Here is a 22,696-nt window from a genome sequence, read left to right as displayed (position 1 = left end):
CGCTTAAAAAGTATACGTTGCTTTGGCATAATAAAAACCACCATTAATCCCGTATGGCGATGTTTCATAATATTTACCACCCCAGTTATTATTAGGAGCAACGGTAAAATCAAGTTTCTCTGCTTCTTGATCTAGCAGGTTTTGCGCACCAACTGAGAAGCTAATAGAGTCATTGAAAAAGTAAGTGACTTCAGCATCAAGGGTGATCGCTGCATCGGCCATTTTTGCTGTTTCGTCATAATCTACGTGCACACCTTGGTATTCACCAAAATAATTTGCGCGAGTAAACATTGAGAAACTTTCCCACTGTTGTGACCAAGTCAATGTGCCACGGTGATTTGGTAAATCGTTTTCTAAACGGCTTACTTTAAATGCACCAGTGATATCAGTTGAACGAGTTACTTCTGTTTCATTCCAGTTGTACGCTAAACTAAATGTAGAGCTGCCGCCTAATAAATCAGTTGCATAGTTTGCAACAAAATCAACACCTTGGGTGGTTGTGTCAAAGTCATTAGTAAAGAAGCTAACTTGCGCTAAGCTTTGTACGTTAGGCACACCTGCCTCTTCTAGGGTGTCTTTATCAGCTTGGCTTAGCTCGATTTTTTCAGATTGGCTGATACGATCTTCAACTTGAATGTTGTAGTAATCAATCGTTAAGAATATTTCACCCAGTGTATAAACGGCACCGAATGTATAACTTTTCGATTCTTCCGGTTCAAGCTCTGTACCACCTAATTGCATGGCAATAGGGTTTGTTGGTGGTAATAAAGCAGAATCTACCAGTACGCCACTGCTTAGGTTTGTTTGTACGTTACTTACATTGGCTTGACCAACTGTTGGCGCACGGAAACCAGTACTAATTGAACCACGAATATTTAAATCTTCAGTTAAATGGTATTGACCCATTAACTTATAATTTACGGTAGAGCCAAAGGTATCGTAGTCTTCATAACGCAGCGCTAAGCCCATTAAGAAGTCTTCAGTAAATGGCGCTTCAATATCCACATAAGCTGCATAGTTACGGCGTGTGTATTCACCCGCATCTGACGGTTTAAAGCCAGGGAAACCATTTGAGCCAATACCAAAGCCTTGCTCAGTTAGCGGGCCTGCAATGAAAGAGGCTTCATCACCAGAAGTAACTGTGAAGGTTTCTTCATGCCACTCAAGACCACCGGCTACATTTACATCATACGCTAGACCAAAATCAAAACCTTTTGATAAATCAAAGTTAAAGTTTTTCTCTAACTGGGAGTATTTACCAGGGCTAAAATCACGCGGGCTATCTGGGCCTAACGATGCATTAATTGTGTCATAAATGAAGTAACGAGATTCATTGAAGCCAACAGTACCACTTAAATCGTAGTAGGCGCCTTCAAGCATACCGTCGGTAAATTCGCCTTTAGTACCCATAGTCAATGATGTATCGGTAATGTTACCACCAAAGTTAGGGGTAAAACCGCCAGGTAGAATTTCGTTGAAAGCAAAACAATCTGGGTTATTAGCAACTTGGCTAATGTAGTCAGGGTTATCAAGTACGTTGTCATCAATCATGATGTTGGTAGGGCAGTTACCGCTCATATCGCCAGTAAGATCGCCGACTAGTAATGTTTCACCGCCATCATTAGAATATGCACCTGGGCGAGTATGTGGGTTACGATAGTAAAAGCCACCACGCACATCTCGCTCAGAGTAGTTACCGAACATATAAAATTCAGAGCTATTAGTCAGTTCAAGGCCAACATTACCAAAAATTGAAATATCGTCATTAACTTCTGGTGCCCCCCATACTTGGGTGATTGGTGCAATATCTGGCACGCCAGCTTCAATTAAGTTTGCTGCATCAGCACGCTGCACTGAACGACTCGTTGCATCCGCTGTTTTGTATTGAAAGCTTAAGTTAGCAAAGCCGCTGTCAGTAAATGGCAGGCCAACGTTACCTGAAATTTGTGTTGTATCGCCGTCGCCTTCAAAATATTGACCATGGCGCACTTCAAATGTCCCGCCTTCAGAGGCGTCTTTTAGTTCAAAGTTGATAACCCCTGCAATAGCATCAGAGCCATACTGCGCGGCAGCACCATCACGTAATACTTCAACTTGCTTTAGAGCAATGCTTGGGATCACTGAAATATCAGCGCCTTGAGCACCATCGTTAATACCACCGCCTAAAAAGGCAATAACAGAAGCACGATGACGACGTTTACCATTGAGTAAGATCAAGGTACTGTCAGATGGTAGGCCACGTAAGTTAGCTGGACGCACTAAAGATGCCGCATCACTAATTGGCATAGAATGTACGTTTAATGATGGAATGGCACCTTTTAATAACTCCAGCATATCAGTGTTACCTGATTTACTCAGTTCTTCACCACCGATGATATCAATAGGTACGGGTGAATCACCAATAGAGCGTGGTGCCGAGCGGGTACCCACTACAGCAATTTTTTCGACATTTTTATTAACTTTAGTGGTTTCAGTTTGTTCGTCTGCGGCAAGTGCAGTTCCTGAAATAAATAGACCCGCGGTAGTCGCGGTTAGTGCAAGTTTAACTGCATGAGTTAACGCTTTATTTTTCAATTTCATTCTAATTTCCCCAGTTAGAATTGTAATAGTTATGTAACCAAATGATTTTTATCAAGACAAATGGTTAGTTGAACTTATACAGATTGTTAAATAAATGTGCAAGGTGTTAAATAAATTGAGTTTTTTTGTTTTTTATATAGAGGAAAATTGAAAGTTAGCTACCCATATGAAAAATAATGGTTTTTTTAACTTAAAAACAATGGGTAAGGTAAAAAGTGTAATTGTTAGGCTAAAATAAATGAAAAAATAAATAATTATTTTGATAAGGTAATTTATTGAGGTTAAATATTGTTCAGTAAAATTAACAAGTGTGTATTATAAATTTTCGCTGTGTTCAAGGTTTTGTAGTCGCCAAACTTTTAATTCTTCCTTGTATTCATCCCATACACACGGGCAGCAACTGCCCCCACCACAGCATTCATCTGAAGCGGGCCTGATTGGTTTTGTTATACAACTTTTTGTTGTAACAGCAAGTTTATTTTGTTGTGTTTTTGTCATTATTTACAGTTACTAAAGAATGAGTGATTTGCTGAACTATTTTATACTTAATAATGCTGCTTTGCTAGTAAAGGTACACCGTTGATCCATTTATACCTCACAGCAGCAAATTATGCTTTGTGAAGTGTTACGGCTATGTGAGAATAGCGATTATGCGACTATATAAAGTTATTCATCGTGCCCCAATTAGAGTGGCAAAAATTACTACAAAACGCCAACAATTGCGTTTTAAGCGAGCTATGGTTGCACTTAAAATTGCACTGGCGCAAGAAAAACAAGAAACCAAAGAAATGCTCACGATTTATCGTCGCTATACTCAAGGCGAAGTTAGCAAAGAAGATTTACAAAAAGCCAATGCCCAGTTTGTGGATATTCTCAAAGGCCTCGGGTTAGGGGTTTTTGCGGTTTTACCATTTGCTCCAGTGACCATTCCGTTAGTCGTGAAACTCGGTCAATGGGTGGGTGTAGATGTTTTACCAAGTTCATTCAACATCAATAAACCGCTTAAAGACATTGATCGAATAATTGTCCAAGAACAACTAGAAAAACAGGCAAGTGAAGAAACCGCAAAGCACAGTGTAAAACCAACTGTAAAAAAATAATGTCATACACTGAAAAGGATAGCCGCTACGCTATACCTTTTACGCTGTGTTATTGATATGCTTGATCATCCTATTATTTTAAATGAGTCATTTAATGAGTACATTAATTCGTCATAGTACATCTGGTATTCCACTGTCTTTTGTTGTTAAAAATGACTTAGCTGCATGGCAACAGCAGCAATCTACTTTTTTACAAAGCTGGCTGAATAGCTGCGATTTTGCTAAGCAAGGTTTGGCACTGGTGGTTGACCCTCAAACCGGCGCACTAAGTCAGGTGTATTGTTTAGTTAATAGCCTAGACGATTTTTGGTTAGCTGGGGATTTGGCGAGCAAGTTGCCTGCTGGACTTTACCAAGTGCAAGAGTACGAACAACAATTAGAGCAGATTGCACTGGGCTTTATGTTGGGTGGCTATGAGTTTAGTGAATATAAAGCTAAAGGTGCTGCTAAAGCACAATTGGCGATAGCTGATGCAACACTTTATGCGCGCCTTAATCAGCAAGCAAATGCCATCAACTTAGTGCGAGATTTAGTTAACACACCAGCGGCTGACATGATGCCGCAGCACTTATCACAAGTGATGGCTGATCTTGCACATACTTACGACGGTAGTTTTAGTGAGTGGGTAGGGGATGAGTTACTAGAGCAAAATTACCCGACGATTCATATGGTGGGCCGTGCTAGTGAAAACAAACCACGTTTATTAGATTTACGTTGGGGGGCAGCCGATGCTCCGCTTGTCACTTTAGTGGGTAAAGGCGTGTGTTTTGATTCAGGTGGTTTAGATTTAAAACCAAGCTCAGGTATGCGCAATATGAAAAAAGACATGGGCGGTGCAGCGCATGTGATTGGCCTTGCGCAGTTGATCATGGCGGCTAATTTACCAATTAGTTTACGTGTGTTGGTGCCGGCTGTTGAAAATGCAGTATCTCGTAATGCATTTCGCCCAGGAGACGTGATTAAAACCCGTAAAGGCATTATGGTTGAAATTGACAACACCGATGCTGAAGGACGTCTAGTATTGTGTGATGCACTAACTGAAGCGCAAAATGATGAACCGCAACTACTGATTGATTTTGCTACTTTGACGGGGGCTTGTCGTATTGCTTTAGGAACTGAATTACCAGGGTTTTTCTCAACTCATCGTGATGTTGCTAATGGCATTATTGATGCGGGCATTGCAGTAAGTGATCCGGTCTGGCAATTACCACTGTTTGAACAATACAAAAGCTTATTAAAAAGTGATGTGGCAGATTTAGCAAACTGTGCAAGCACCCCGTTTGGCGGCGCAATTACGGCTGCTTTATACCTTAAAGAGTTTGTAGAGCCAACAACGCCGTGGGTGCACTTTGATGTCATGGCATGGAACTTACGTTCATTACCAGGGCGCCCTGTAGGCGGTGAAGCTTTAGGGATCCGCGCTGTATTTAATTATCTAGAAAGCCGTTTTCACTAGGCTTCATAAAGCTCTAGAGGTAAATCATCGGGGTCGGCGAAAAATGTAAAACGCTTCCCGGTGATTTCATCCACTCTTATTTCTTCTACTGCGACTGCATGTTCTTCTAAGTAAGCTTTTGCATGGCTAATATCAGCAACTGCAAACGCAAGATGTCTTAAGCCTTGAGCTTCAGGGTAACTGGGCCTCTTTGGCGCCCCAACAAATGAGAACAATTCTATTTGACTACCATCTGGTAGCGCTAAATCCAACTTATAAGAGTCACGTTCAGCACGGTATTGTTCATGAATTATGGGTAACTTAAGTATTTGAGTATAAAAATGTTTAGCACGTTGATAGTCACTGCAAATGATAGCAACGTGATGAATCGCGAGTAGTTTCATATTGTTCCAATAATACCAATCGACTTAAATATTTAACCATTCTAGCGAGCTAAATAAAGCGCGACAGTCGCGCTTTAATAGATACTGTATGTGATTAATCAGTCCCTTTACACGCAGCTACCGCTGGAGCAACTAATTCTAAACCAGTTTTGTCACACGCAGGCAGTGCTGCATCGCTAACGCTGATTGGCGTAACACGTTCACCCCATTTTATGTAACTAGCAGCCCAAGTTAAACCTGCACCAAATGCTGCTGACATAATATTCGCATGAGGTTTAATTAATCCTTGCTCTACAGCTTCACATAATGCGATCGCAATAGTGGCTGCCGATGTATTACCGTATTCGCCAATATTAACCATGACTTTTTCATCCGGCACTTTTAAGCGATGTTGAATGGCTTGAATGATACGTAAATTTGCTTGATGTGGCACAAGTACATCGATGTCATCAAGGCTTAAACTCGCTTGTGTGAGTACATCATCACAAGCTTCGCTCATGCCTTTGACTGCACGTTTAAAGATTTCGCGACCTTCAAACAATAAATCAGATGGCCCAATTGGCACATATTTATCTAAGTCACTGCCAAAGTTGGTGATATGCAAAATATCACGATCTTCGCTATCACAGCCTGTTTTTGTCGCGAGTAAACCCGCTGGCGTATCGGCGGCTTCAAGTACCACAGCACCGGCGCCATCACCAAATAACACTGCACTGTCGCGGCGATCCCAGTTTACATACCAGGTCATGCGCTCAGCAGCAATTACGACGGCTTTTTTTATCATACCAGCTTGAATTTGTGCTGTAGCTGCTTGTATAGCATATAAAAAACCAGAGCAGGCTGCATTAGTGTCCATAGCGGCTGCACCAACTGCACCAATGTTTTTTTGTACTAATGAAGCGGTGTTTGCCACCATAGTAGAGGGCGTACAGGTTGCGAGTAACACAAGATCGATGTCTTTAGCATCAATCCCTGCACAGGCTATCGCATGTTTAGCTGCCACAGTGGCAAGCTCAGCAGTGCTTACGTGGCTAACTCTACGGGCTTTAATACCCGTGCGGGATGTGATCCATTCATCATTGGTATCAACTAATTGGCTGATCTCGTCATTGCTAATACGCGCAGGTGGAATACATTTACCCCAACCGGTAATGTGTGCGTAAGTCATAGTGTGCTCTCTTTAAGTGGTCAGACATGTGTGATCTATGTTTGATTTATACCAAAAATCCACTTCTAAGACTAGTTTATCGCTGAGTTTATGTCGTAAATAGTGGTAATCAAACGTAATTTAGGCTAATGGTAGTAGAAAAATGAGGTAAATATGAAACAAAAATTAATCACTACTTTAGCTTCTCTTAGCGCTTTGGTCTGTTCGGCGTCGAGTTTTGCAACACAAACACAGGTTATTTACGCAGGTTCATTGTTAGCAGGTGCTGAACAAGCGCTGGAAAAACAACAAACAATAGTGATAGAAGATGACATAATTACCCGCATTGAAAAAGGCTATATCAGCATCGGCGAACTTAAATTGCCAAATGCGACAATTATTGATTTAAAAGATCAGTTTGTGATGCCAGGCTTAATTGATATGCATGTGCATGTTACTTTTGAGCGCGATGCAAACACAAACCCTCATCGATGGCTTACAGAGTATGAAGCGGACTATGCGCTGCGATCGATTAAATATTTACAGCGTAGTCTTGATGCCGGTTTTACCTCGGTACGTGATTTAGGCAGCAGTTATAAAGTGATATTTCCGCTACAAAGAGCGGTTGAGCGTGGAGATATTCAAGGGCCTCGTATATTTGCTGCAGGTAATACCATTACGCCAACTGGCGGACATGCTGATTTACACGGTTACCGTAAAGATATTAGTGATGTAATAAGTGGTGGCTTAGGTGTGTGCGATGGTGCAGATGATTGCCGTCGTGCTGTACGTGAAGTTATAAAATCAGGTGCGGATGTGATTAAAATCACCGCAACTGGCGGCGTATTAAGTAATACTGCCGCAGGGGTTAGTCAGCAGTTTACAGATCAAGAGCTTGAGGCAATTGTTGATACTGCACATAATCTAGGACGAAGTGTTACCGCACATGCACATGGTACATCAGGCGTAAAAGCCGCGTTGCGAGCAGGTGTTGATTCAATCGAGCATGGCTCTTACTTAGATCAGCAGAGTATCAAACTGTTTAAAAAACATAATGCGTACTTAGTGCCTACATTATTAGCTGGGCAGACGGTCAGCAAAGAAGTGCTAAGTAACCCTAATATGTCAGTGGCGATTGCCGACAAAGTGCGCGCTGTAGTGCCACAAGTTGAAGCATCATTTAAACTGGCGTTAAAAAATAATATTAATATAGCTTTTGGCACAGACTCAGGCGTGTCGCGTCACGGTGATAATGCCGATGAGTTTTTATGGTTAGTGAAATACGGCATGACTGAAAAGCAAGCTATTAGGTCAGCGACGATTGATGCTGCCAAGCTGCTTGGTCAACAAGATAAGCTAGGGCAGTTGAGTGTTGGTAAACAAGCAGATATCATCAGTGTCAATGGTGACCCGCTGGATGATATAAGTACATTGAAAAATGTACAATTTGTGATGAAAGCAGGGCAAGTATATAAACAATTGTAGGAACTATTATGGGCAGCAAAATCAAGGCGTCATTGTTTAATCATTTGATTGATGCTGAGCGCCAATTATTAGATCCAGAGGTTCGTCAATCTGAGCAAGCACTTGATAAGTTACTTGATGATGATTTTATTGAGATTGCAGGCAATGGCACTGTGTTTAATAAATACCAAGTATTAACGCGGTTACCCACAGAAGTGGTGCCGCAGTTTTATAATCAGCATTTTAAAGGCCGGATGCTAAGTGATGACATTGCCCAACTTAGCTACCAAGCAGCGTTTCGACGCTCTGCGCGGGCGGAATTTAATTATTCACTACGTATGTCGCTTTGGCGCTTAAACGACGACGGCCAATGGAAAATGGTGTTTCATCAAGGCACTCCGTGCGCGGTATTCAGTATTTCCATGGATGATGATTAGTTTAACCCGCTTATATTAGGCATATTTTTAGGTAGTTATGTATGGCGTTTTTAATGCGCACAGATCCGGCCATCAGTCGCTTACTGATGTTACGCAGCGGCGCAATCGCTATTCAACTCATTGCGGTCATTGCTGTTTATTTTCTATTAGAGCACCAAATCCCCTTACTGTCTTTGTTGGTGGTGATTGCCCTTGAAGCGGTATTTCAAATATTAAGCGTGATTGCTTATCGTAATGTCAATAAAGCGAAAGAGCTTGGTATGTTGCTGCAGTTGACTGCTGATGTGTTGTTTTTGTCAGTGTTGTTATCGCTCAGCGGCGGCGCAACCAACGCATTTGTATCATTACTGTTGTTACCTATTATGATCGCTGCTGTTAGCGTAAGCGCCAGGGGATTGGCCTACATAGCTTTACTTGCGATAGCCGCATACAGCATTTTGTTATTTAAAATGCCGCAGCACAGTATGCATCATATGCAAATGACCAGTCACTTTGTGGGTATGTGGGTAAATTTTGTGATCAGCGCCAGCGTAATTGCGTTGGTTATAGGCACCATGAACCGTGCTTTGCATTCACGAGAGCGAACCATTGCCAGTGTTCGTGAAAAACAACTACGTGCAGAGCAATTGGTTATGCTTGATGGTGCTGCGGCGCAAATTACTCATCAACTAGCCAGTCCCATTGCTAATTTACAATTACTGTATGAAGAGCTAACTGAAGAGCAACCGAATAATGAAATTGTCAAAGACATGCAGCAACCGCTTCAGCAATGTGCCCAGCAACTAGACCACTTTCGTGTTTTGTCATCTGAGTTACGCACACAAACCGTTGCCGCAGCGGTGTCATTACCTGAGTTGGCGCAACAAATTACAGATACCATGCTGTTACAATATCCAGATCAACAGCTTAAGTGGTTAAATGATACGCCAAATTACTCGATCGCTAATGATGTCATGTTACTACCGGCTATTTTAAATTTGTTGCAAAATGCCGCGTTTGCCAATCAGCAAGCACAGCAACAAAACTTAGAATTAAACTGGCAACACAGTACCAAGAGCCCTAAATCGGTGAATTTAATTATCCGTGACTTTGGAAAAGGTTTTAGCGCAGCGCAATTAGCTGAATTAGGTGGTCAGCTAATGCCCAGTGAAACAGGCATGGGGCTGGCGGTTATGCTCTCTAATGTCACATTTGAGCGCTTACAGGGCTCATTAACACTATTTAACCACCCAGAAGGTGGTGCGGTTGCCAAAGTGCAATTAACGCTAAGCGATCAAGTCAGTGAGACAGCATGAAATTATTAATTATTGAAGATGATATTAACCTCGCCAATACCTTAGCGCGGCGCTTAACCAAGCAAGGATTTCAATGTCAGCTTGCCCATAATAAAGAACAGGCGCTTCGTGCTGCTAGTGATTATGCGCCCAGTCATATTTTGCTCGATATGAAATTAGCCGATGATAATGGTCTGGCACTTATTACACCACTGCGTGCTTTATTGGCTGAAGCCCATATTGTGTTACTAACTGGGTTTGCCAGTATTGCCACTGCGGTAGAGGCGATGCGCAAGGGCGCAAATGATTATTTAACAAAGCCGGTTGATATGCTGACATTGTTACGTGCATTGAATGGCGCAGCAGAACCTAATACTGAATTAGTGGTGACAGATACGCAAACTATGTCTGCCGAGCGCTTAGAATGGGAACATATTCAGCAAGTGTTGCACGCTAACCAAGGTAATATTTCAGCAACGGCCCGCCAGCTTAATATGCACAGACGTACCTTGCAGCGCAAACTGCAAAAAAAACCAGTGCAGCAATAACCGAGCGTGTTGCAAGACTCAACCCTGAATCTAGTGAAATAGTACTACCTTATAAATTGCTTTTACTATATTAGCCCTAACGGTGAATAACACAATAAGCTATTCATCGTTTCGATGTTGCTGCAATGGCGTTCATTAACTACATTAAAAATATCATTGTATTTTTTGCAATCAGCATAAGCAGTCGCTATGGATTTATCTCAACTAGATTTTGCAGCCGTATTTTTTGCAGCCATGTCTGCTTTTATGTTAGGCGGCATTTGGTATTCGCCGTGGCTATTTCAACGGGCATGGCTTGAAGGGTGTGGCTTAACAGAACTTGATTTAAAAGCGACTAATCCTAAATGGGTATTTGGCGGGAGTTTTGTTTTATCGTTGTTTATTGCATTCAGTTTATCGCTGTTTTTAGGGCCGAACCCTAACTTAGGCATTGCAGTTGCTGTGGGATTTGCCATTGGTGTTTGTTGGGTTAGTAGCTCAATGGGGATTGGTTATATTTTTGAGCAACGACCGTTAAAACTGTTTTTAATCAATAGCGGTTACCATATCTTGCAGTTTACCCTAATGGGCTTAATTTTGGGTCTGTGGCCATAAGCTGTTAGTCTATGTCGCTATAGATTATATAAGCGTGTTTGGACTAGAAGTAACAATATAATGGCAAAACCGAATAAAAAAGGCCCCACCAAAACCGTCGATATTTTTTGCAGTCAATGTAAAGCCCAGTTATTCAAATACCGCAAAGGTGGCAAAGGGGCTTTAGTTAAATGTTTTATCGAACGTATCAGCCAAGATTTCACCACAATTCCTTGCGTATGCCCCAACTGCTCACGCCCTTTTGCTCGAGAAGCAATTATCCGAGGCGCACCAGCGTATAAAATGATCGGCGGAAAAGTGACGTTTAAATAGTTACTTAATTTGATCGTATATTCATATTTTTTGGTGTAAGTATTTTTTAGTCTAATTGTTGCTTTAACTGATTTAAGTATAAACAAACCTAACCTGTGTAATTTGACACGACTTTAAAGAGTAATTGTACAGTTTTTTATGATGTTGATGGTATCTGGGGTTGGTCTACTTCGAAAAGTGAAGCAATGAGAGCTGCATCTTTGAGAGGTTTTAAGAAGTACTTTCGGTGCAAAGTTACACGGAGCTGGGTATATGCAATTGAGCATCGTCTATATTCATTTTCTATAGATGCACATGGAGCTTCTTACGAAGTTAGGTATGGGGTAATGTATATGCAAGGACAAAGAAAACATACTCTAGCTGTGTCGCGTTTTGTAAATAGTTTTAGAATCACTAAGGAATAAAAATGATTAAAAAAGTAATTTTTATTTTTATTATATTTCAATTTTTATTGGTGATTAGTTTAAACCACCAACTTGGGATAGCCATAGCGTTAGCTACTTGTGTTTTTTATATTTTCCGTTCTAAATCAAATTTCTTTTCTTTGAGCTTTCTTTTTGAAGATGTGAAAGAAAATGCATTTACTTTACTATGGTTGTTTTCAATAGTTGCATTGACAATTTGCAAAATCTCTTATAGTTCGAATGACTGGGGGTTATTAACGGTAATAGTACCATTGTCGTTATTGTTTTATTTTTTCCTTACATTTTTTAGTTATGCTGCTGATCATGCATGTAAAATATTCGGTGAGTTTTTTAGTAGGAAGTAAGTGTTCGCAAAGTAAAATAGGAAAGGCACAAATTTTGCGATTTGCGATAGTGCATCAAGGAAATAGAATGTCAAAATATAGATTTTTAGCTCTATTATGTTTAATAGTTAATTCACAGGTATGCTTTTCAAATACGATTGAAAAACCACCTAAAGCTATTGAAGCCGTAGTATATACAATTTGTGATTCGATATATTGTAATACGAGTGTTGTTTTAAGAAATAATACTGCATTTGAAGTTAAGGTAATTTCAAATTATTTTGATGAAACTCATTTTACTGAGCATGCTTTTAATTTCTACAAGGCAAAAGATGTTTATGCAACGAGTAACCCGTTTGAGAATCCATTACCGTTTAAAAATGTAGAGTTTAGACCACTTAAAGAAGACGTAATATTTAAACCTCTTGAGGTCAAAACATATACTACGCTAATAAAAAGAGATAGATTGAATTTTGATAAAGGTACTGAATATGTTGTTTATGCTGTCGATATGTATACTCGCTACATGATTAATGGAAATCAATCAGCAATAATTTCATTACATAGTAAATTTGGAATAGTTGATGACTTACTCGCTTTGCCGGATTATTAAACTAATGTAAAAGTAAACGGGGTTAGGTCTTTCTTTTTGTTTATGCTGCAGGAAGTAAAGGCACTTGCGATATTAACCGCCTATTTATCAAGTTTTGATTTCCTAAAAGTAGCATTCAAATTTAATAGCGGACATTTATCCTGTGGCAATTTTCCTACCCTGCTAAACTTACTCGGTTTGCTGTTTCAATGATTGAAAACAACCCTCCCCATGGAATGGGCCAGTGTTTTGGGTATGATTAAAAAGGATAGGGGACACCCGTGATTGCACTTTTATTTGATATTGTTGGTATGACTGGTACGTTTTTAGTGGTTGGTGCGTTTTTTATGCTGCAACTAGGTAAGGCCACACCAACAGGGCTTTTATATAACATGATGAATTTGTCAGGTGCTATCTTGTTACTTATAAGTCTTTGTTATAACTTTAATTTGGCAAGTTTTGTGATTGAAATATTTTGGATCGCAGCCTCGTTAATTGGCTTATATAAATATTTAAAAGCGAAGCAAACGACTGCAACCGCTTAAATTTATTAAATTAATAGAGAAAAACGCTCGCGCCGTCTCACATTTGTATTAATATTGTAAATGCTACGTTATTTAAAATGTAGCTTTAATAATAAAAAATATAGGTGTAAAACGGCGTAATGACTTTAAAGCAAACTGCGTGTCTTTTTTTGTGTATTTACACAATCCCTTTATTGGCAACGGAAGCGGCAACCCAAGCAGATGACTTATTTGCCCTGAGCTTTGAAGATTTACTCGAAGTTCACGTTGATATCGCCTCAAAAACCACCGAAACGCTCGCCTCAGCCCCTTCAACAATTACTGTATTTAATCGTAAAAAAATAGCGCTGCTTGGCGTTAATAATGCCTTTGAACTGATGAATTTTGTGCCTGGTATGCAATCTACTCGTGGTGATTGGGTTGGTGCGGTGCCAAAAGATCATGCCCGTGGTGTCTACCTTGATAGCGGTAATATCTTAGTGATGATCAATGGTGAGCGCTTGAATGAATCTTCATTTGGTAAAGCGTCTGTTTATATGCCGTTTATTCCTGTTGAAGTGATTGATAAAGTTGAATTCATCCGCGGCCCAGGCTCTGCGCTTTATGGCAGTAATGCATTTTTAGGGGTGATGAACATTGTAACTAAAAGCCATGCTAATGAAATCTCTCTGGCAGTGGGGAATGTTGGTCAAGCAAGCGCTGCATTTTCGCTTAGTCAGCAAATTAATGAGCAAACACATCTTTTTGCTAATGGTGCTTACAACCGCAAAAGCGGGGAGCGCTACCCGCAAGGGGTGAAAGATCCTTTGCAATCCATTTACCTAGAAGCCGGGCTTGATATTGAAAAGCTTGCTGTGAGAGGGCGCTACAATCAAGTTGAGTTGAATGATTTTTTGAACCTGGGCGGTTACTCTGAGGATAACCAACACCAAAGTGAAAATGTGTTTATCTCCTTAAGTTATGATTGGCTTGATACTGATACAAGTACATTTTCGAGTAAAGTTGCCTACTCCCAGCATCAGATACAAAGTGCGGGGTTAATTGCTATCGCGGATAGTCTGCCACTGGCAAGTTATGACTCTTTTATTGGTCCTGCGTGGCGTACCAGTGACTTGACGATTAATCTCGATGCCAGTCATGAGTTTGATAATGGTTGGTTATTTAATTCTGGGCTGGAATATAGCCATGCAGAGCAACAAAAAGCAGATGTGCGCACTAATTATTTTGATGCAAACAGCGGTGCAAGAATCGAAGCAGATCAGTTCTATCAAGGTGGTATTGTTACTATCAAAGAGTATGCGCCGTTTCAGCAATTGCGGTCGACTTTTGAAACCCGCAGTATTTATGGACAAGTGAAAGTGCCTTACTCCGAGCAATTCACCTTGTTTTTAGGAGCGCGTTTTGATGACGTTAAAGATTTAGACAGTAAGTTGTCGCCGCGAATCGCTGCAATCTACAAACCCGCTTTAGCGCATACGATAAAATTACAATATGGCGAGTCGTTTCGTACCCCTGTGACTAATGAACTGTATTCTAACGATGACGTGACAATCGGTAACCCAAGCTTAAAATCAGAATACGTTAAAACCACTGAGTTGGTGTGGCGTTACCAACAACAAGATTGGCATGTTAATTCAGTGCTGTTTTACAACCAATTAAACGATTTCATAAGTCTTGTGCCCATGCTTGCAGATAATACTAAATTTACCTTTGCAAACCAGCTTGATGACACAAACCGAGGGCTTGAGTTCGATAGTATGTTACGCCTAGATAACGATTTTTCAGTGGAAGCGACTTATACCCAGTATTTTGATACCCCCATGCAGCCCACTTTTAAGCGCTTTGCCAGCATTATAGCCAACTATGAATATGAACAATGGTTGTTGAGCATTAATGGTGTATGGCGTGACGAGGTAAATGTGCAAAGCAGCACTATTAGCTTTACACAACCAGAGTATTTTTTACTTGGTACGGTAGTCAGCTGGCAATTTTCAGCACGTAGTCAACTTAGTTTCAAAGCCTATAACCTGTTAGATAAACGTTATGATGTGTTTGATCCCAGAATGGCCGATGGTGCTGTTGCTGGTGTCGGCAGTGAATACTCGGTACACTACCAAATCAAATTTTAAATTATTGAGGCGTAGCAATACGTCTTTTGGTTGCTCATGTTGCGTGTCCCCCGAAAAATATTATTAGCTGTTGCCATTTTAATCGTGCTGTTATTACTTAGTTTTCTATTTGGTCGACACTATGATTTAACACAAGCTAAGCGCCAAGCGCAGCGCCAAGTTAACCAATTATCTCACTACCTTGATACTGAACTTGCTCGCTTTGCCGCCATTCCCCATTTAGTGACTGATAACCAGTTGCTTACAGCGTTTATTAGTGACATGAATTTAAGTGATGACAATCAAGCTGTGCAGCCTATTAATAATTACTTGGCTGATATACAACAAGCCAGTGGCGCGTCAGATGTTTATGTGCTCAACAATGCAGGAGATGTAGTCGCCTCTAGTAACTGGCAGTTGGATTACACTTATATCGGCAATAACTTTGCATTTCGACCGTACTTTTATCAAGCCTTGGCAGGTGAAAAAGTTGCGTATTTTGCTTTGGGGCTGCGCTCAAACGAGCGCGGGATTTATTTTTCAGAGCCTATTTATCATGACAATAATGTGATTGGTGTAGTGGTGTTAAAAGTAAATGTGTCGAAGTTTGAGAGCGATCGACAATTACTAAATACCTCACAGGCAAGCCATTTTTATTTAAGCTTGGCCGATAATGTTATTGCAATGTCAGACATTCAATCATGGCGGCTAAATACAATGCAGCCAATAGATGATGCTAAGCAGCAGTACTTTACTAACAGCCGCCGTTATTTAGATTACATGCCGAAGGTGATCGATGCGCAGCAACAGATTCGTCATGGCGTTCCTATACTACATATAAGTGAAGCGAATAAACGAAGTAAATATGTGCCGGCAACCGCTGCGATCAACCTTTTAAAAGCACACATGACAGTGCTGGTGGATATGTCGTCAGTGAATATTGCACAACTCCCGCGGCTTGTATGGATAGCGGTTATCTATGCTGGCGCATTACTGATTTTTTATAGTTTAATGGCGCGCTTCGCCGGTTACAAAAAGCTGCTTTATTCGCGCCATAGTCTGGAACAAGAAGTGATAGAGCGCACTCATGCACTTGAAAAAGCTCAAACAGCGTTAGTTCAATCTGCAAAGCTGGCAACCATAGGTCAGTTGAGCGCTGGTATTAATCATGAGATAAATCAACCATTGAGTGCTATGAGCACTTATTTAGTCAGTGCAAAACGCTTAATTACCAAAGGCGAGCTAACACAAGCGGCTGAAAATATAGTAATAGTGCAATCTCTGATTGAACGAGTCCATAAAATTGTAGGCCAATTAAAACACTTTAGTAAGCCCGCGCAAACTCAACTTAGAGAGCAAAGCCTCGCACAGTTATTAAAAAATGCCATGGTGATCGCCTCACCCCAACTCAAGCGTGACGATGTAACAGTTAAATATGCAGAGATTGCTGACACAATAAAAGTGTGGGTGGATGGTGTTAAATTTGAGCAAGTATTGGTGAACGTGATCACCAATGCCAGCCATGCCATGGCGCAAAGCTCTAAACGTGAGTTAAGCTTTGAAATAGAGCAATTCGATGGACGTGTAAAACTGTCTATTTTAGATACCGGTCCTGGCATTGAATTACATGCATTAGGTACAATTTTTGAACCTTTTTACAGTACTAAATCAACCAATGGCCTTGGTTTAGGATTATCTATTTCGAAACAAATTATTAATTCATTTAATGGCTGTTTAACTGCCCATAACCGCCCAGATGGTGGGGCGCAATTTATTATTACGCTAGCAAATACCAAAGGAGCGTTATGAACACTTTAGCAAGTGACTGTAAACAGGTCATTGTCATTGATGATGAAGCGATGATCCGCGATTCACTTAGCCAATTACTGACATTGGAAGGGTATCAAGTACAGTGTTTTAATGAGCCAGTCAGCGCGCTTTCAAAACTTAATCGTCGTTTTAATGGCGTGGTACTCAGTGATATTAATATGCCAAAAATGGACGGTTTGGTTTTTCTAGAGCAAGTCAAAGCCTTTGATAGTGAGCTGCCGGTGATTTTTTTAACCGGCTTTGCTGATGTCACCGTTGCTGTTAAAGCGATGCAGTTAGGCGCTTACGATTTATTTGAAAAGCCGCTTAATGAGCAGTTGCTCGATTGTATCGCAAGGGCATGTGAGAAGCGCGCTTTAGTCATGGAGAACCGCGCATTAAAACTTGCCGTTGAGAAAACCTCGGCACCGGGTGTGCGTATTCTTGGTGAAACAGTGCAAATGCAGCAAATGATGCACTTGCTTAATGCTGTGATCGATACGCCCGCCGATGTGATGATTGAAGGCGAAACCGGCACGGGTAAAGAGCTAGTGGCACGTTTTTTACATGATCAGAGTAATCGCTCAAACAGTAACTTTGTGGCAATTAACTGCGGCGCGGTGCCAGAGCAACTGATTGAAAGCGAACTATTTGGCGCCGCAAGTGGGGCGTACACGGGGGCTACACAAAGTCGCCAAGGTAAGTTTGAGTTTGCCCAAGGGGGGACGGTTTTTTTAGATGAAATAGAAAGTACGCCAGCCTCATTACAAGTTAAATTACTGCGGGTGTTAGAAGAGCGCAAAGTCACGCCTGTGGGTGCGAATATCGCCATTGATTTAGATATTCGGATTGTCGCGGCAACGAAAGTTGATTTATTGGCGTTGGTTGAAAAAGGCGATTTTCGTGCTGATTTATATTATCGCCTCAATTTGGTCAAAGTGAGCATTCCTGCACTGCGCGATAGAAAAGCTGATATTCCATTATTATTCAAGCACTTTAGCTCAATTGCGGCAACGCGATTTCATAAACCCCCGGCGCCATTAAGCAGTGATATATTACAACGGCTATTAAGTTATCAGTGGCCAGGTAATGTTCGAGAGTTAAGAAACCAAGCAGAGCGCGCTGTGCTACTCGGTGTTGAATTAGCGTTTCCTAATACCAGTTTAAGTAATGGAAATGATTTATCGCAGGATTTGAGCTTGGCGGAAAAAGTAAGCTTTTATGAGCAATCTTTAATAGAAGAAGCGCTTGAACGCCATCAAGGCAGTATTAAAGATACCATGAATACGTTACAGATAGCGCGTAAAACCCTGTATGACAAAATGAGTAAGTATGCCCTAAACCGCGATATGTTTACTGATTAGTATGGGTGGAATGAGTGACAAAGCTGGTTTTTAAGTGTGTGGGTTTCCGCACAGTTAAATTGAATTTAAAATATAAATTTAACTTAATGTTATGATTTTTATATCTTTTTATTTAAATTGATGAGTTGGCAGTAAACTTGCCTTTATTGTTAGGAACAACAAACAATCCTAATAATAAGAGCACACACAATGATAAGAATAGATAAAAAATTAATCTCTGCATCTGTTGCATGCGCCTTGGGTGTTACAGGCTTTACACAAACGGCGCACGCCGTTGAATACGATATTTATGGCAAAGCTGAAGTGCAAATAGCTAAAACGGATAATGGCACTATGCGCTTTGCAAAAGAAGGCACGCAAATCGATGCGCCTTTTTCACGTATCGGCATTACAGGAAAGCACGGCCTTAGTGATTCGCTTAACGTCGTTTTCAAATATGAAGTGCAAGTTAAAGGTTTTGAAAACGATGATTTAGGTGACCCTTTTCGCGCACGAAACACCTACTTAGGGTTATCAGGTAACTTTGGTGAAGTGGTGGTTGGCCGTAACGATACGCGCTTTAAGTACTCGGAAGGTAAAATTGATAATTTTAATGAAACCCAAGCCGATATTGCACAGTTACTGCCAGGCCAAGCTCGAATTGGCGATACCATTACTTATACTTCAAAATCTTTTGCTGGCGCGCAATTATCATTAACTTATGCGCCCAAAGATGACCGTATTAGTGGCAAGGATGGCTTTGCTGCCACAGTTATGTACGGGGATCGTAATTTAAAAAATGAAAATTATTACCTTGCACTAAGCCATGTTGATTCATTAAATAATATCACTGCCACTCGTATCGCCGCAGCATGGTTACTCGATAATTTACAATTGGGTGCGATCATTCAGCGCAGCGAAACCGCCGAATTAGGTGATAAGTCGGGAAATGGCTATGTACTGAGTGCCAGCTATAAACTAGATAAATGGCTGCCAAAAGTGCAGTTTGTAAGAGATGAGTCGGGAATTCATCATATCGGCACTAAGACAGGCCAGCAATGGACTACAGGGGTTGATTACCTTTTTGATAAGCAAACTACGGCCTATTTATTTTATACCGATCTTGATTTAGAAACGAAATCCGATAGCAGCCTTGCGCTTGGCTTAAAGTATAAGTTTTAAGAGGTGATGCATGAGTAATTCAATAACCGATAACAACCCCACTAAAAACCCTTTGCTACAAGCTGTTATGCTGCTGTTGGGCCCCGCTGTCATGTTGCTAACTTGCTTAATTGATCCACCTGCTGGTATGAGTGTTGCTGCAATGCGCACTGCTGGCCTGGCGTTTTGGATGGCATCGTGGTGGGTTAGTGAAGTGGTGCCAATTCCTGCCACCGCATTATTGCCTTTAGTGTTTTCGCCCTTGGCCGATATTGCGGCGATAAAAAATGTCGCCGCGCCTTATGCTCATCCGCTGATATTTTTGTTTTTAGGTGGCTTTTTAATTTCAATCGCAATGGAGCGTTGGGGATTGCATAAACGTATTGCACTGCGCACTATGCTCTATGCAGGCTCTAAACCCAGTTTGCAAATTTTGGCGATGATGTTAGTTACCGCATTTTTATCGATGTGGATGTCAAACACCGCCACGGCAGTCATGATGCTACCGATTGCGATGTCTATCACGCATTTAGTACAAAAATCGAATCCTGAGAACAACGGCTATGGTAAAGCATTATTGCTGTCTATTGCTTATGGTGCCAGCATTGGTGGTATTGCTACTTTAATAGGTACACCTCCTAATGCGTTAATGGCTGCTTATTTGTCTGATAGCTATCAAATTGAAATTGGTTTTGCCCAGTGGATGATGGTAGGTGTGCCATTATCACTGGCTATGTTGATCATCTGTTGGGTATGGCTGACTAAGTTTGCTTATAAAGTAGATAAGCAAGCGAAAAGTGCTGCAAAAGTGGATACCAAATCTCTTTTTGGCTCGCAGCTAAAAGAGTTAGGTATGATGCAGCGCGCAGAAAAAGGCGTGTTGTGGGTGTTTTTATTCGCCGCAATTTGTTGGATCTTCAGACCATTGCTTGCTGATCTTACGGGACTGAAAATATCAGATACCGGTATTGCCATCGCTGCTGCTTTATTATTATTTGTTCTGCCTGCCAATAAAGGCAGTGACGAGCGTATTTTGGATTGGCAAAGCGCCGCAGGTGTGCCGTGGGGCGTGTTGTTACTGTTCGGTGGTGGTTTAACCCTTGCTGCACAAATTAAGTCATCGGGCTTGGCTGAGTACATTGCACACATGATTGAAGGCGCCAGCGCTATTCCATTGGTACTGAGTGTACTTGCGATTGCCACATTAATTACTTTTTTAACTGAGATCACCAGTAACACGGCAACCGCAGCTGGGTTTTTACCTTTGCTTGGTCCTGTTGCTGAGTCTGTTACGGGTACGCCGTTAGTCTGGGTTATTCCTGCAGCGATTGCGTGTAGCTGTGCATTTATGATGCCTGTTGCAACGCCGCCCAATGCGATTGTGTTTGGCTCTGGACAGATACAAATACGCGATATGATCAAAGCAGGCTTTGTACTGAACTTAATAGCCATTGTGTTAATCACTTTAGTGACGATGACCTTGGCTGCATCAGTATTTGGTTTTTAATTAAACTGCTATAAATTACCCAACCGGAGCGCTATTAGCCTGTAAATAGCGCTCTTTATTACCCCTTTTAATTCCAACGACGCTCGCATCTTGTACTGGTTTGGGTATATAGTGCGTGTATATTGACTTAGTTTACGAGTATGCTTTTGTCTGACACTGTTACAGCTTCCAATACACAATTACAAACGCAGTTTGCTAAGATGCAGCAGCATTTTAATGAACAGCCTTATTTAGCAATATCAAAGCGGATCCAGTTATTAAAATCCCTAAAACGTCAGCTCTTAGCTTTAGAAGCTGAGCTTGTCGCTGCAAGCTCAAAAGACTTTGGCTATCGTACAGCGTTTGACACTGTGTTGGGCGACATATTGCCGACAACCAAAACTATTAGCCACACAATTGCCCATCTACCTAAGTGGGCCAAAGAGTCTCCTCGTAAAGCGGGAGTGAGTTTAGCTCCTTCTAAAGTCGCGGTGAGTTATCAGCCTAAAGGGGTGGTAGGGGTCATTTCTCCATGGAATTATCCGATTCAGCTTGCCATAGTGCCTGTGATCACCGCGATTGCCGCAGGTAATCGGGTATTGCTAAAAGTCAGTGAGTTTACTCCTCATACTAATCAAGTTATAAAAAAACTATTTATTGACGAGCTTAGCGAGCATTGTCTGGTGATTGAAGGTGAAGCACAGTTAAGCCAACAGTTTAGTCTGCTGCCCTTTGCACATTTGTTTTTCACCGGCTCGACAGCAGTAGGGCGGCACATTATGGCTGCTGCGAGTAAAAACCTGACACCGGTAACCCTTGAATTAGGCGGCAAATCACCGGTTATTATTACTGAGCAAGTAGATATAGATAAGGCTGCAAAAGCCATTTTATTTGGCAAGATGACTAACGCGGGGCAAATTTGTGTCGCCCCAGATTATGTTCTAGTGCCGGAAAAATTACAGCATCAATTAGTGAAAAGCCTCTGTGGTCTATATAAAAAGCATTATAAATTAGGTGTTGAGGGGAAAAACTTAACCTCTGTTATTAATGACCATCATTTTTCACGTTTAACTGAGTTATTAACCGATGCGCAGCAACATGGCGCACAAATAATCAAACCACTGGAAGAAAATCAAAGTGATGCGGCAAAACATCGCTTAGGCTTACATATTGTCACAGACGTAAATGACACGATGAAGTTGATGCAAGAAGAGTTGTTTGGGCCAATTCTCGCCATAGTTACTTACCAGCAACTTAGCCAAGCGATTGCCTATATAAACCAGCGGCCGCAACCGCTTGCTTTGTATATAATGGGGCAAAATAAACAAACCAATGCACATATTCAGCAACAGACACAAAGTGGTACATTCGCAATTAATGATACATTAATGCAAGTGACTGCTGATGATGCGCCGTTTGGTGGTTTAGGCCCATCAGGGATGGGGAATTATCATGGCAAAGAAGGGTTTTTAACTTTTAGCCATGCCCGTAATACCTTAAAAACAGGTGGCTTTAATCCTAAACTAGGGCTATTACTGGCGCAGAACACACTGTTAATGAAAATATTAAAATGGCTGTACTTACGCCCATAAGGGCGTTAAGTACAGGGTTGAATGTTATGCCTTTTGGC

General features: G+C 41.2%; 21 protein-coding genes. 17 read left to right on the top strand and 4 right to left on the bottom strand.

What is annotated here, in order from left to right; all coding sequences use genetic code 11:
• Positions 1-3: 3 nt before the first annotated feature.
• Positions 4-2,580: a TonB-dependent receptor plug domain-containing protein gene (locus V7783_RS08545; RefSeq protein WP_335678366.1), complete on the bottom strand. Its 2,577-nt coding sequence runs from the start codon at positions 2,578-2,580 to the stop codon at positions 4-6.
• Positions 2,581-2,895: 315 nt separating this feature from the next.
• Positions 2,896-3,078, bottom strand: a complete 183-nt coding sequence (locus V7783_RS08540; protein WP_084447991.1) for an oxidoreductase-like domain-containing protein — start codon at positions 3,076-3,078, stop codon at positions 2,896-2,898.
• Positions 3,079-3,230: 152 nt separating this feature from the next.
• Between V7783_RS08540 and V7783_RS08535 the strand changes: the two genes are divergently transcribed.
• Together V7783_RS08535 and V7783_RS08530 are read left to right on the top strand one after the other, a co-directional pair.
• Entirely contained in the window at positions 3,231-3,680 is a 450-nt protein-coding gene (locus tag V7783_RS08535; RefSeq protein WP_335678365.1) for a hypothetical protein, read from the top strand.
• A 94-nt stretch (positions 3,681-3,774) separates the two neighbouring features.
• Positions 3,775-5,136, top strand: coding sequence for a leucyl aminopeptidase family protein (locus V7783_RS08530; protein WP_335678364.1), 1,362 nt, complete (start codon positions 3,775-3,777; stop codon positions 5,134-5,136).
• Here the strand turns inward: V7783_RS08530 and gloA2 are convergent.
• Both gloA2 and V7783_RS08520 read right to left on the bottom strand, forming a co-directional pair.
• Complete coding sequence (gloA2, locus tag V7783_RS08525) at positions 5,133-5,519, bottom strand: SMU1112c/YaeR family gloxylase I-like metalloprotein (protein WP_064665115.1); 387 nt, start codon at positions 5,517-5,519, stop codon at positions 5,133-5,135. The genes V7783_RS08530 and gloA2 overlap by 4 nt on opposite strands.
• Before the next feature lie 94 nt (positions 5,520-5,613).
• The gene (locus V7783_RS08520; RefSeq protein ID WP_335678363.1) at positions 5,614-6,687 is read right to left on the bottom strand and encodes a ketoacyl-ACP synthase III; all 1,074 of its coding nucleotides are present in this window, start codon (positions 6,685-6,687) and stop codon (positions 5,614-5,616) included.
• 153 nt (positions 6,688-6,840) lie between these two features.
• On the opposite strand from V7783_RS08520, the gene V7783_RS08515 reads away from it, so the two are divergent.
• The 15 genes from V7783_RS08515 (at position 6,841) to V7783_RS08445 (ending at position 22,658) form a co-directional block, all read left to right on the top strand.
• Positions 6,841-8,151, top strand: a complete 1,311-nt coding sequence (locus tag V7783_RS08515) for a metal-dependent hydrolase family protein (protein ID WP_335678362.1) — start codon at positions 6,841-6,843, stop codon at positions 8,149-8,151.
• Positions 8,152-8,159: 8 nt separating this feature from the next.
• Positions 8,160-8,567: a nuclear transport factor 2 family protein gene (locus V7783_RS08510; RefSeq protein WP_335678361.1), complete on the top strand. Its 408-nt coding sequence runs from the start codon at positions 8,160-8,162 to the stop codon at positions 8,565-8,567.
• A gap of 53 nt (positions 8,568-8,620) precedes the next feature.
• On the top strand, positions 8,621-9,862 hold the full coding sequence (locus V7783_RS08505) for an ATP-binding protein (protein ID WP_335678369.1): 1,242 nt from the start codon (positions 8,621-8,623) through the stop codon (positions 9,860-9,862).
• Positions 9,859-10,389, top strand: coding sequence for a response regulator transcription factor (locus tag V7783_RS08500; RefSeq protein WP_335678360.1), 531 nt, complete (start codon positions 9,859-9,861; stop codon positions 10,387-10,389). Before V7783_RS08505 ends, V7783_RS08500 begins: the two co-directional genes overlap by 4 nt.
• A gap of 189 nt (positions 10,390-10,578) precedes the next feature.
• Positions 10,579-10,983, top strand: a complete 405-nt coding sequence (locus tag V7783_RS08495) for a DUF1761 domain-containing protein (protein ID WP_335678359.1) — start codon at positions 10,579-10,581, stop codon at positions 10,981-10,983.
• 60 nt (positions 10,984-11,043) lie between these two features.
• A complete protein-coding gene (locus V7783_RS08490; protein WP_335678358.1) occupies positions 11,044-11,295 on the top strand; it encodes a hypothetical protein in 252 nt (83 codons plus the stop codon).
• Positions 11,296-11,701: 406 nt separating this feature from the next.
• Positions 11,702-12,064, top strand: a complete 363-nt coding sequence (locus V7783_RS08485) for a hypothetical protein (protein ID WP_335678357.1) — start codon at positions 11,702-11,704, stop codon at positions 12,062-12,064.
• Positions 12,065-12,131: 67 nt separating this feature from the next.
• On the top strand, positions 12,132-12,656 hold the full coding sequence (locus V7783_RS08480) for a hypothetical protein (protein WP_335678356.1): 525 nt from the start codon (positions 12,132-12,134) through the stop codon (positions 12,654-12,656).
• A gap of 260 nt (positions 12,657-12,916) precedes the next feature.
• Entirely contained in the window at positions 12,917-13,180 is a 264-nt protein-coding gene (locus V7783_RS08475; protein ID WP_064665100.1) for a CBU_0592 family membrane protein, read from the top strand.
• Positions 13,181-13,299: 119 nt separating this feature from the next.
• Positions 13,300-15,288, top strand: coding sequence for a TonB-dependent receptor plug domain-containing protein (locus V7783_RS08470; protein ID WP_335678355.1), 1,989 nt, complete (start codon positions 13,300-13,302; stop codon positions 15,286-15,288).
• A 36-nt stretch (positions 15,289-15,324) separates the two neighbouring features.
• On the top strand, positions 15,325-17,076 hold the full coding sequence (locus tag V7783_RS08465; RefSeq protein ID WP_335678354.1) for a sensor histidine kinase: 1,752 nt from the start codon (positions 15,325-15,327) through the stop codon (positions 17,074-17,076).
• Entirely contained in the window at positions 17,073-18,440 is a 1,368-nt protein-coding gene (locus V7783_RS08460) for a sigma-54-dependent transcriptional regulator (protein WP_335678353.1), read from the top strand. The genes V7783_RS08465 and V7783_RS08460 overlap by 4 nt, the downstream gene beginning before the upstream one ends.
• Positions 18,441-18,629: 189 nt before the next feature.
• Positions 18,630-19,601 carry a porin gene (locus tag V7783_RS08455; protein ID WP_335678352.1) on the top strand — a complete coding sequence of 324 codons (972 nt, stop codon included), beginning with the start codon at positions 18,630-18,632 and terminating at the stop codon, positions 19,599-19,601.
• A gap of 10 nt (positions 19,602-19,611) precedes the next feature.
• The gene (locus V7783_RS08450) at positions 19,612-21,087 is read left to right on the top strand and encodes an SLC13 family permease (protein WP_335678351.1); all 1,476 of its coding nucleotides are present in this window, start codon (positions 19,612-19,614) and stop codon (positions 21,085-21,087) included.
• 140 nt (positions 21,088-21,227) lie between these two features.
• Entirely contained in the window at positions 21,228-22,658 is a 1,431-nt protein-coding gene (locus V7783_RS08445; RefSeq protein ID WP_335678350.1) for a coniferyl aldehyde dehydrogenase, read from the top strand.
• The last annotated feature ends 38 nt before the right edge of the window (positions 22,659-22,696 follow it).

Source organism: Pseudoalteromonas sp. (assembly GCF_036960685.1).
GTDB lineage: Bacteria > Pseudomonadota > Gammaproteobacteria > Enterobacterales > Alteromonadaceae > Pseudoalteromonas.
This window is presented reverse-complemented; position numbering and strand designations above follow the sequence as displayed.

What these genes read in the sequence shown, in the direction of transcription:
- V7783_RS08470 (WP_335678355.1), top strand. Translation starts at nt 13,300, where the DNA reads ATGACTTTAAAGCAAACTGCGTGTCTTTTTTTGTGTATTTACACAATC.
- V7783_RS08460 (WP_335678353.1), top strand. Translation starts at nt 17,073, where the DNA reads ATGAACACTTTAGCAAGTGACTGTAAACAGGTCATTGTCATTGATGAT.
- V7783_RS08490 (WP_335678358.1), top strand. Translation starts at nt 11,044, where the DNA reads ATGGCAAAACCGAATAAAAAAGGCCCCACCAAAACCGTCGATATTTTT.
- V7783_RS08510 (WP_335678361.1), top strand. Translation starts at nt 8,160, where the DNA reads ATGGGCAGCAAAATCAAGGCGTCATTGTTTAATCATTTGATTGATGCT.
- V7783_RS08520 (WP_335678363.1), bottom strand. Translation starts at nt 6,687, where the DNA reads ATGACTTACGCACACATTACCGGTTGGGGTAAATGTATTCCACCTGCG.
- V7783_RS08480 (WP_335678356.1), top strand. Translation starts at nt 12,132, where the DNA reads ATGTCAAAATATAGATTTTTAGCTCTATTATGTTTAATAGTTAATTCA.
- V7783_RS08500 (WP_335678360.1), top strand. Translation starts at nt 9,859, where the DNA reads ATGAAATTATTAATTATTGAAGATGATATTAACCTCGCCAATACCTTA.
- V7783_RS08515 (WP_335678362.1), top strand. Translation starts at nt 6,841, where the DNA reads ATGAAACAAAAATTAATCACTACTTTAGCTTCTCTTAGCGCTTTGGTC.
- V7783_RS08485 (WP_335678357.1), top strand. Translation starts at nt 11,702, where the DNA reads ATGATTAAAAAAGTAATTTTTATTTTTATTATATTTCAATTTTTATTG.
- V7783_RS08545 (WP_335678366.1), bottom strand. Translation starts at nt 2,580, where the DNA reads ATGAAATTGAAAAATAAAGCGTTAACTCATGCAGTTAAACTTGCACTA.
- V7783_RS08535 (WP_335678365.1), top strand. Translation starts at nt 3,231, where the DNA reads ATGCGACTATATAAAGTTATTCATCGTGCCCCAATTAGAGTGGCAAAA.
- V7783_RS08445 (WP_335678350.1), top strand. Translation starts at nt 21,228, where the DNA reads ATGCTTTTGTCTGACACTGTTACAGCTTCCAATACACAATTACAAACG.
- V7783_RS08455 (WP_335678352.1), top strand. Translation starts at nt 18,630, where the DNA reads ATGATAAGAATAGATAAAAAATTAATCTCTGCATCTGTTGCATGCGCC.
- V7783_RS08530 (WP_335678364.1), top strand. Translation starts at nt 3,775, where the DNA reads ATGAGTACATTAATTCGTCATAGTACATCTGGTATTCCACTGTCTTTT.
- gloA2 (WP_064665115.1), bottom strand. Translation starts at nt 5,519, where the DNA reads ATGAAACTACTCGCGATTCATCACGTTGCTATCATTTGCAGTGACTAT.
- V7783_RS08540 (WP_084447991.1), bottom strand. Translation starts at nt 3,078, where the DNA reads ATGACAAAAACACAACAAAATAAACTTGCTGTTACAACAAAAAGTTGT.
- V7783_RS08495 (WP_335678359.1), top strand. Translation starts at nt 10,579, where the DNA reads ATGGATTTATCTCAACTAGATTTTGCAGCCGTATTTTTTGCAGCCATG.
- V7783_RS08450 (WP_335678351.1), top strand. Translation starts at nt 19,612, where the DNA reads ATGAGTAATTCAATAACCGATAACAACCCCACTAAAAACCCTTTGCTA.
- V7783_RS08465 (WP_335678354.1), top strand. Translation starts at nt 15,325, where the DNA reads ATGTTGCGTGTCCCCCGAAAAATATTATTAGCTGTTGCCATTTTAATC.
- V7783_RS08505 (WP_335678369.1), top strand. Translation starts at nt 8,621, where the DNA reads ATGCGCACAGATCCGGCCATCAGTCGCTTACTGATGTTACGCAGCGGC.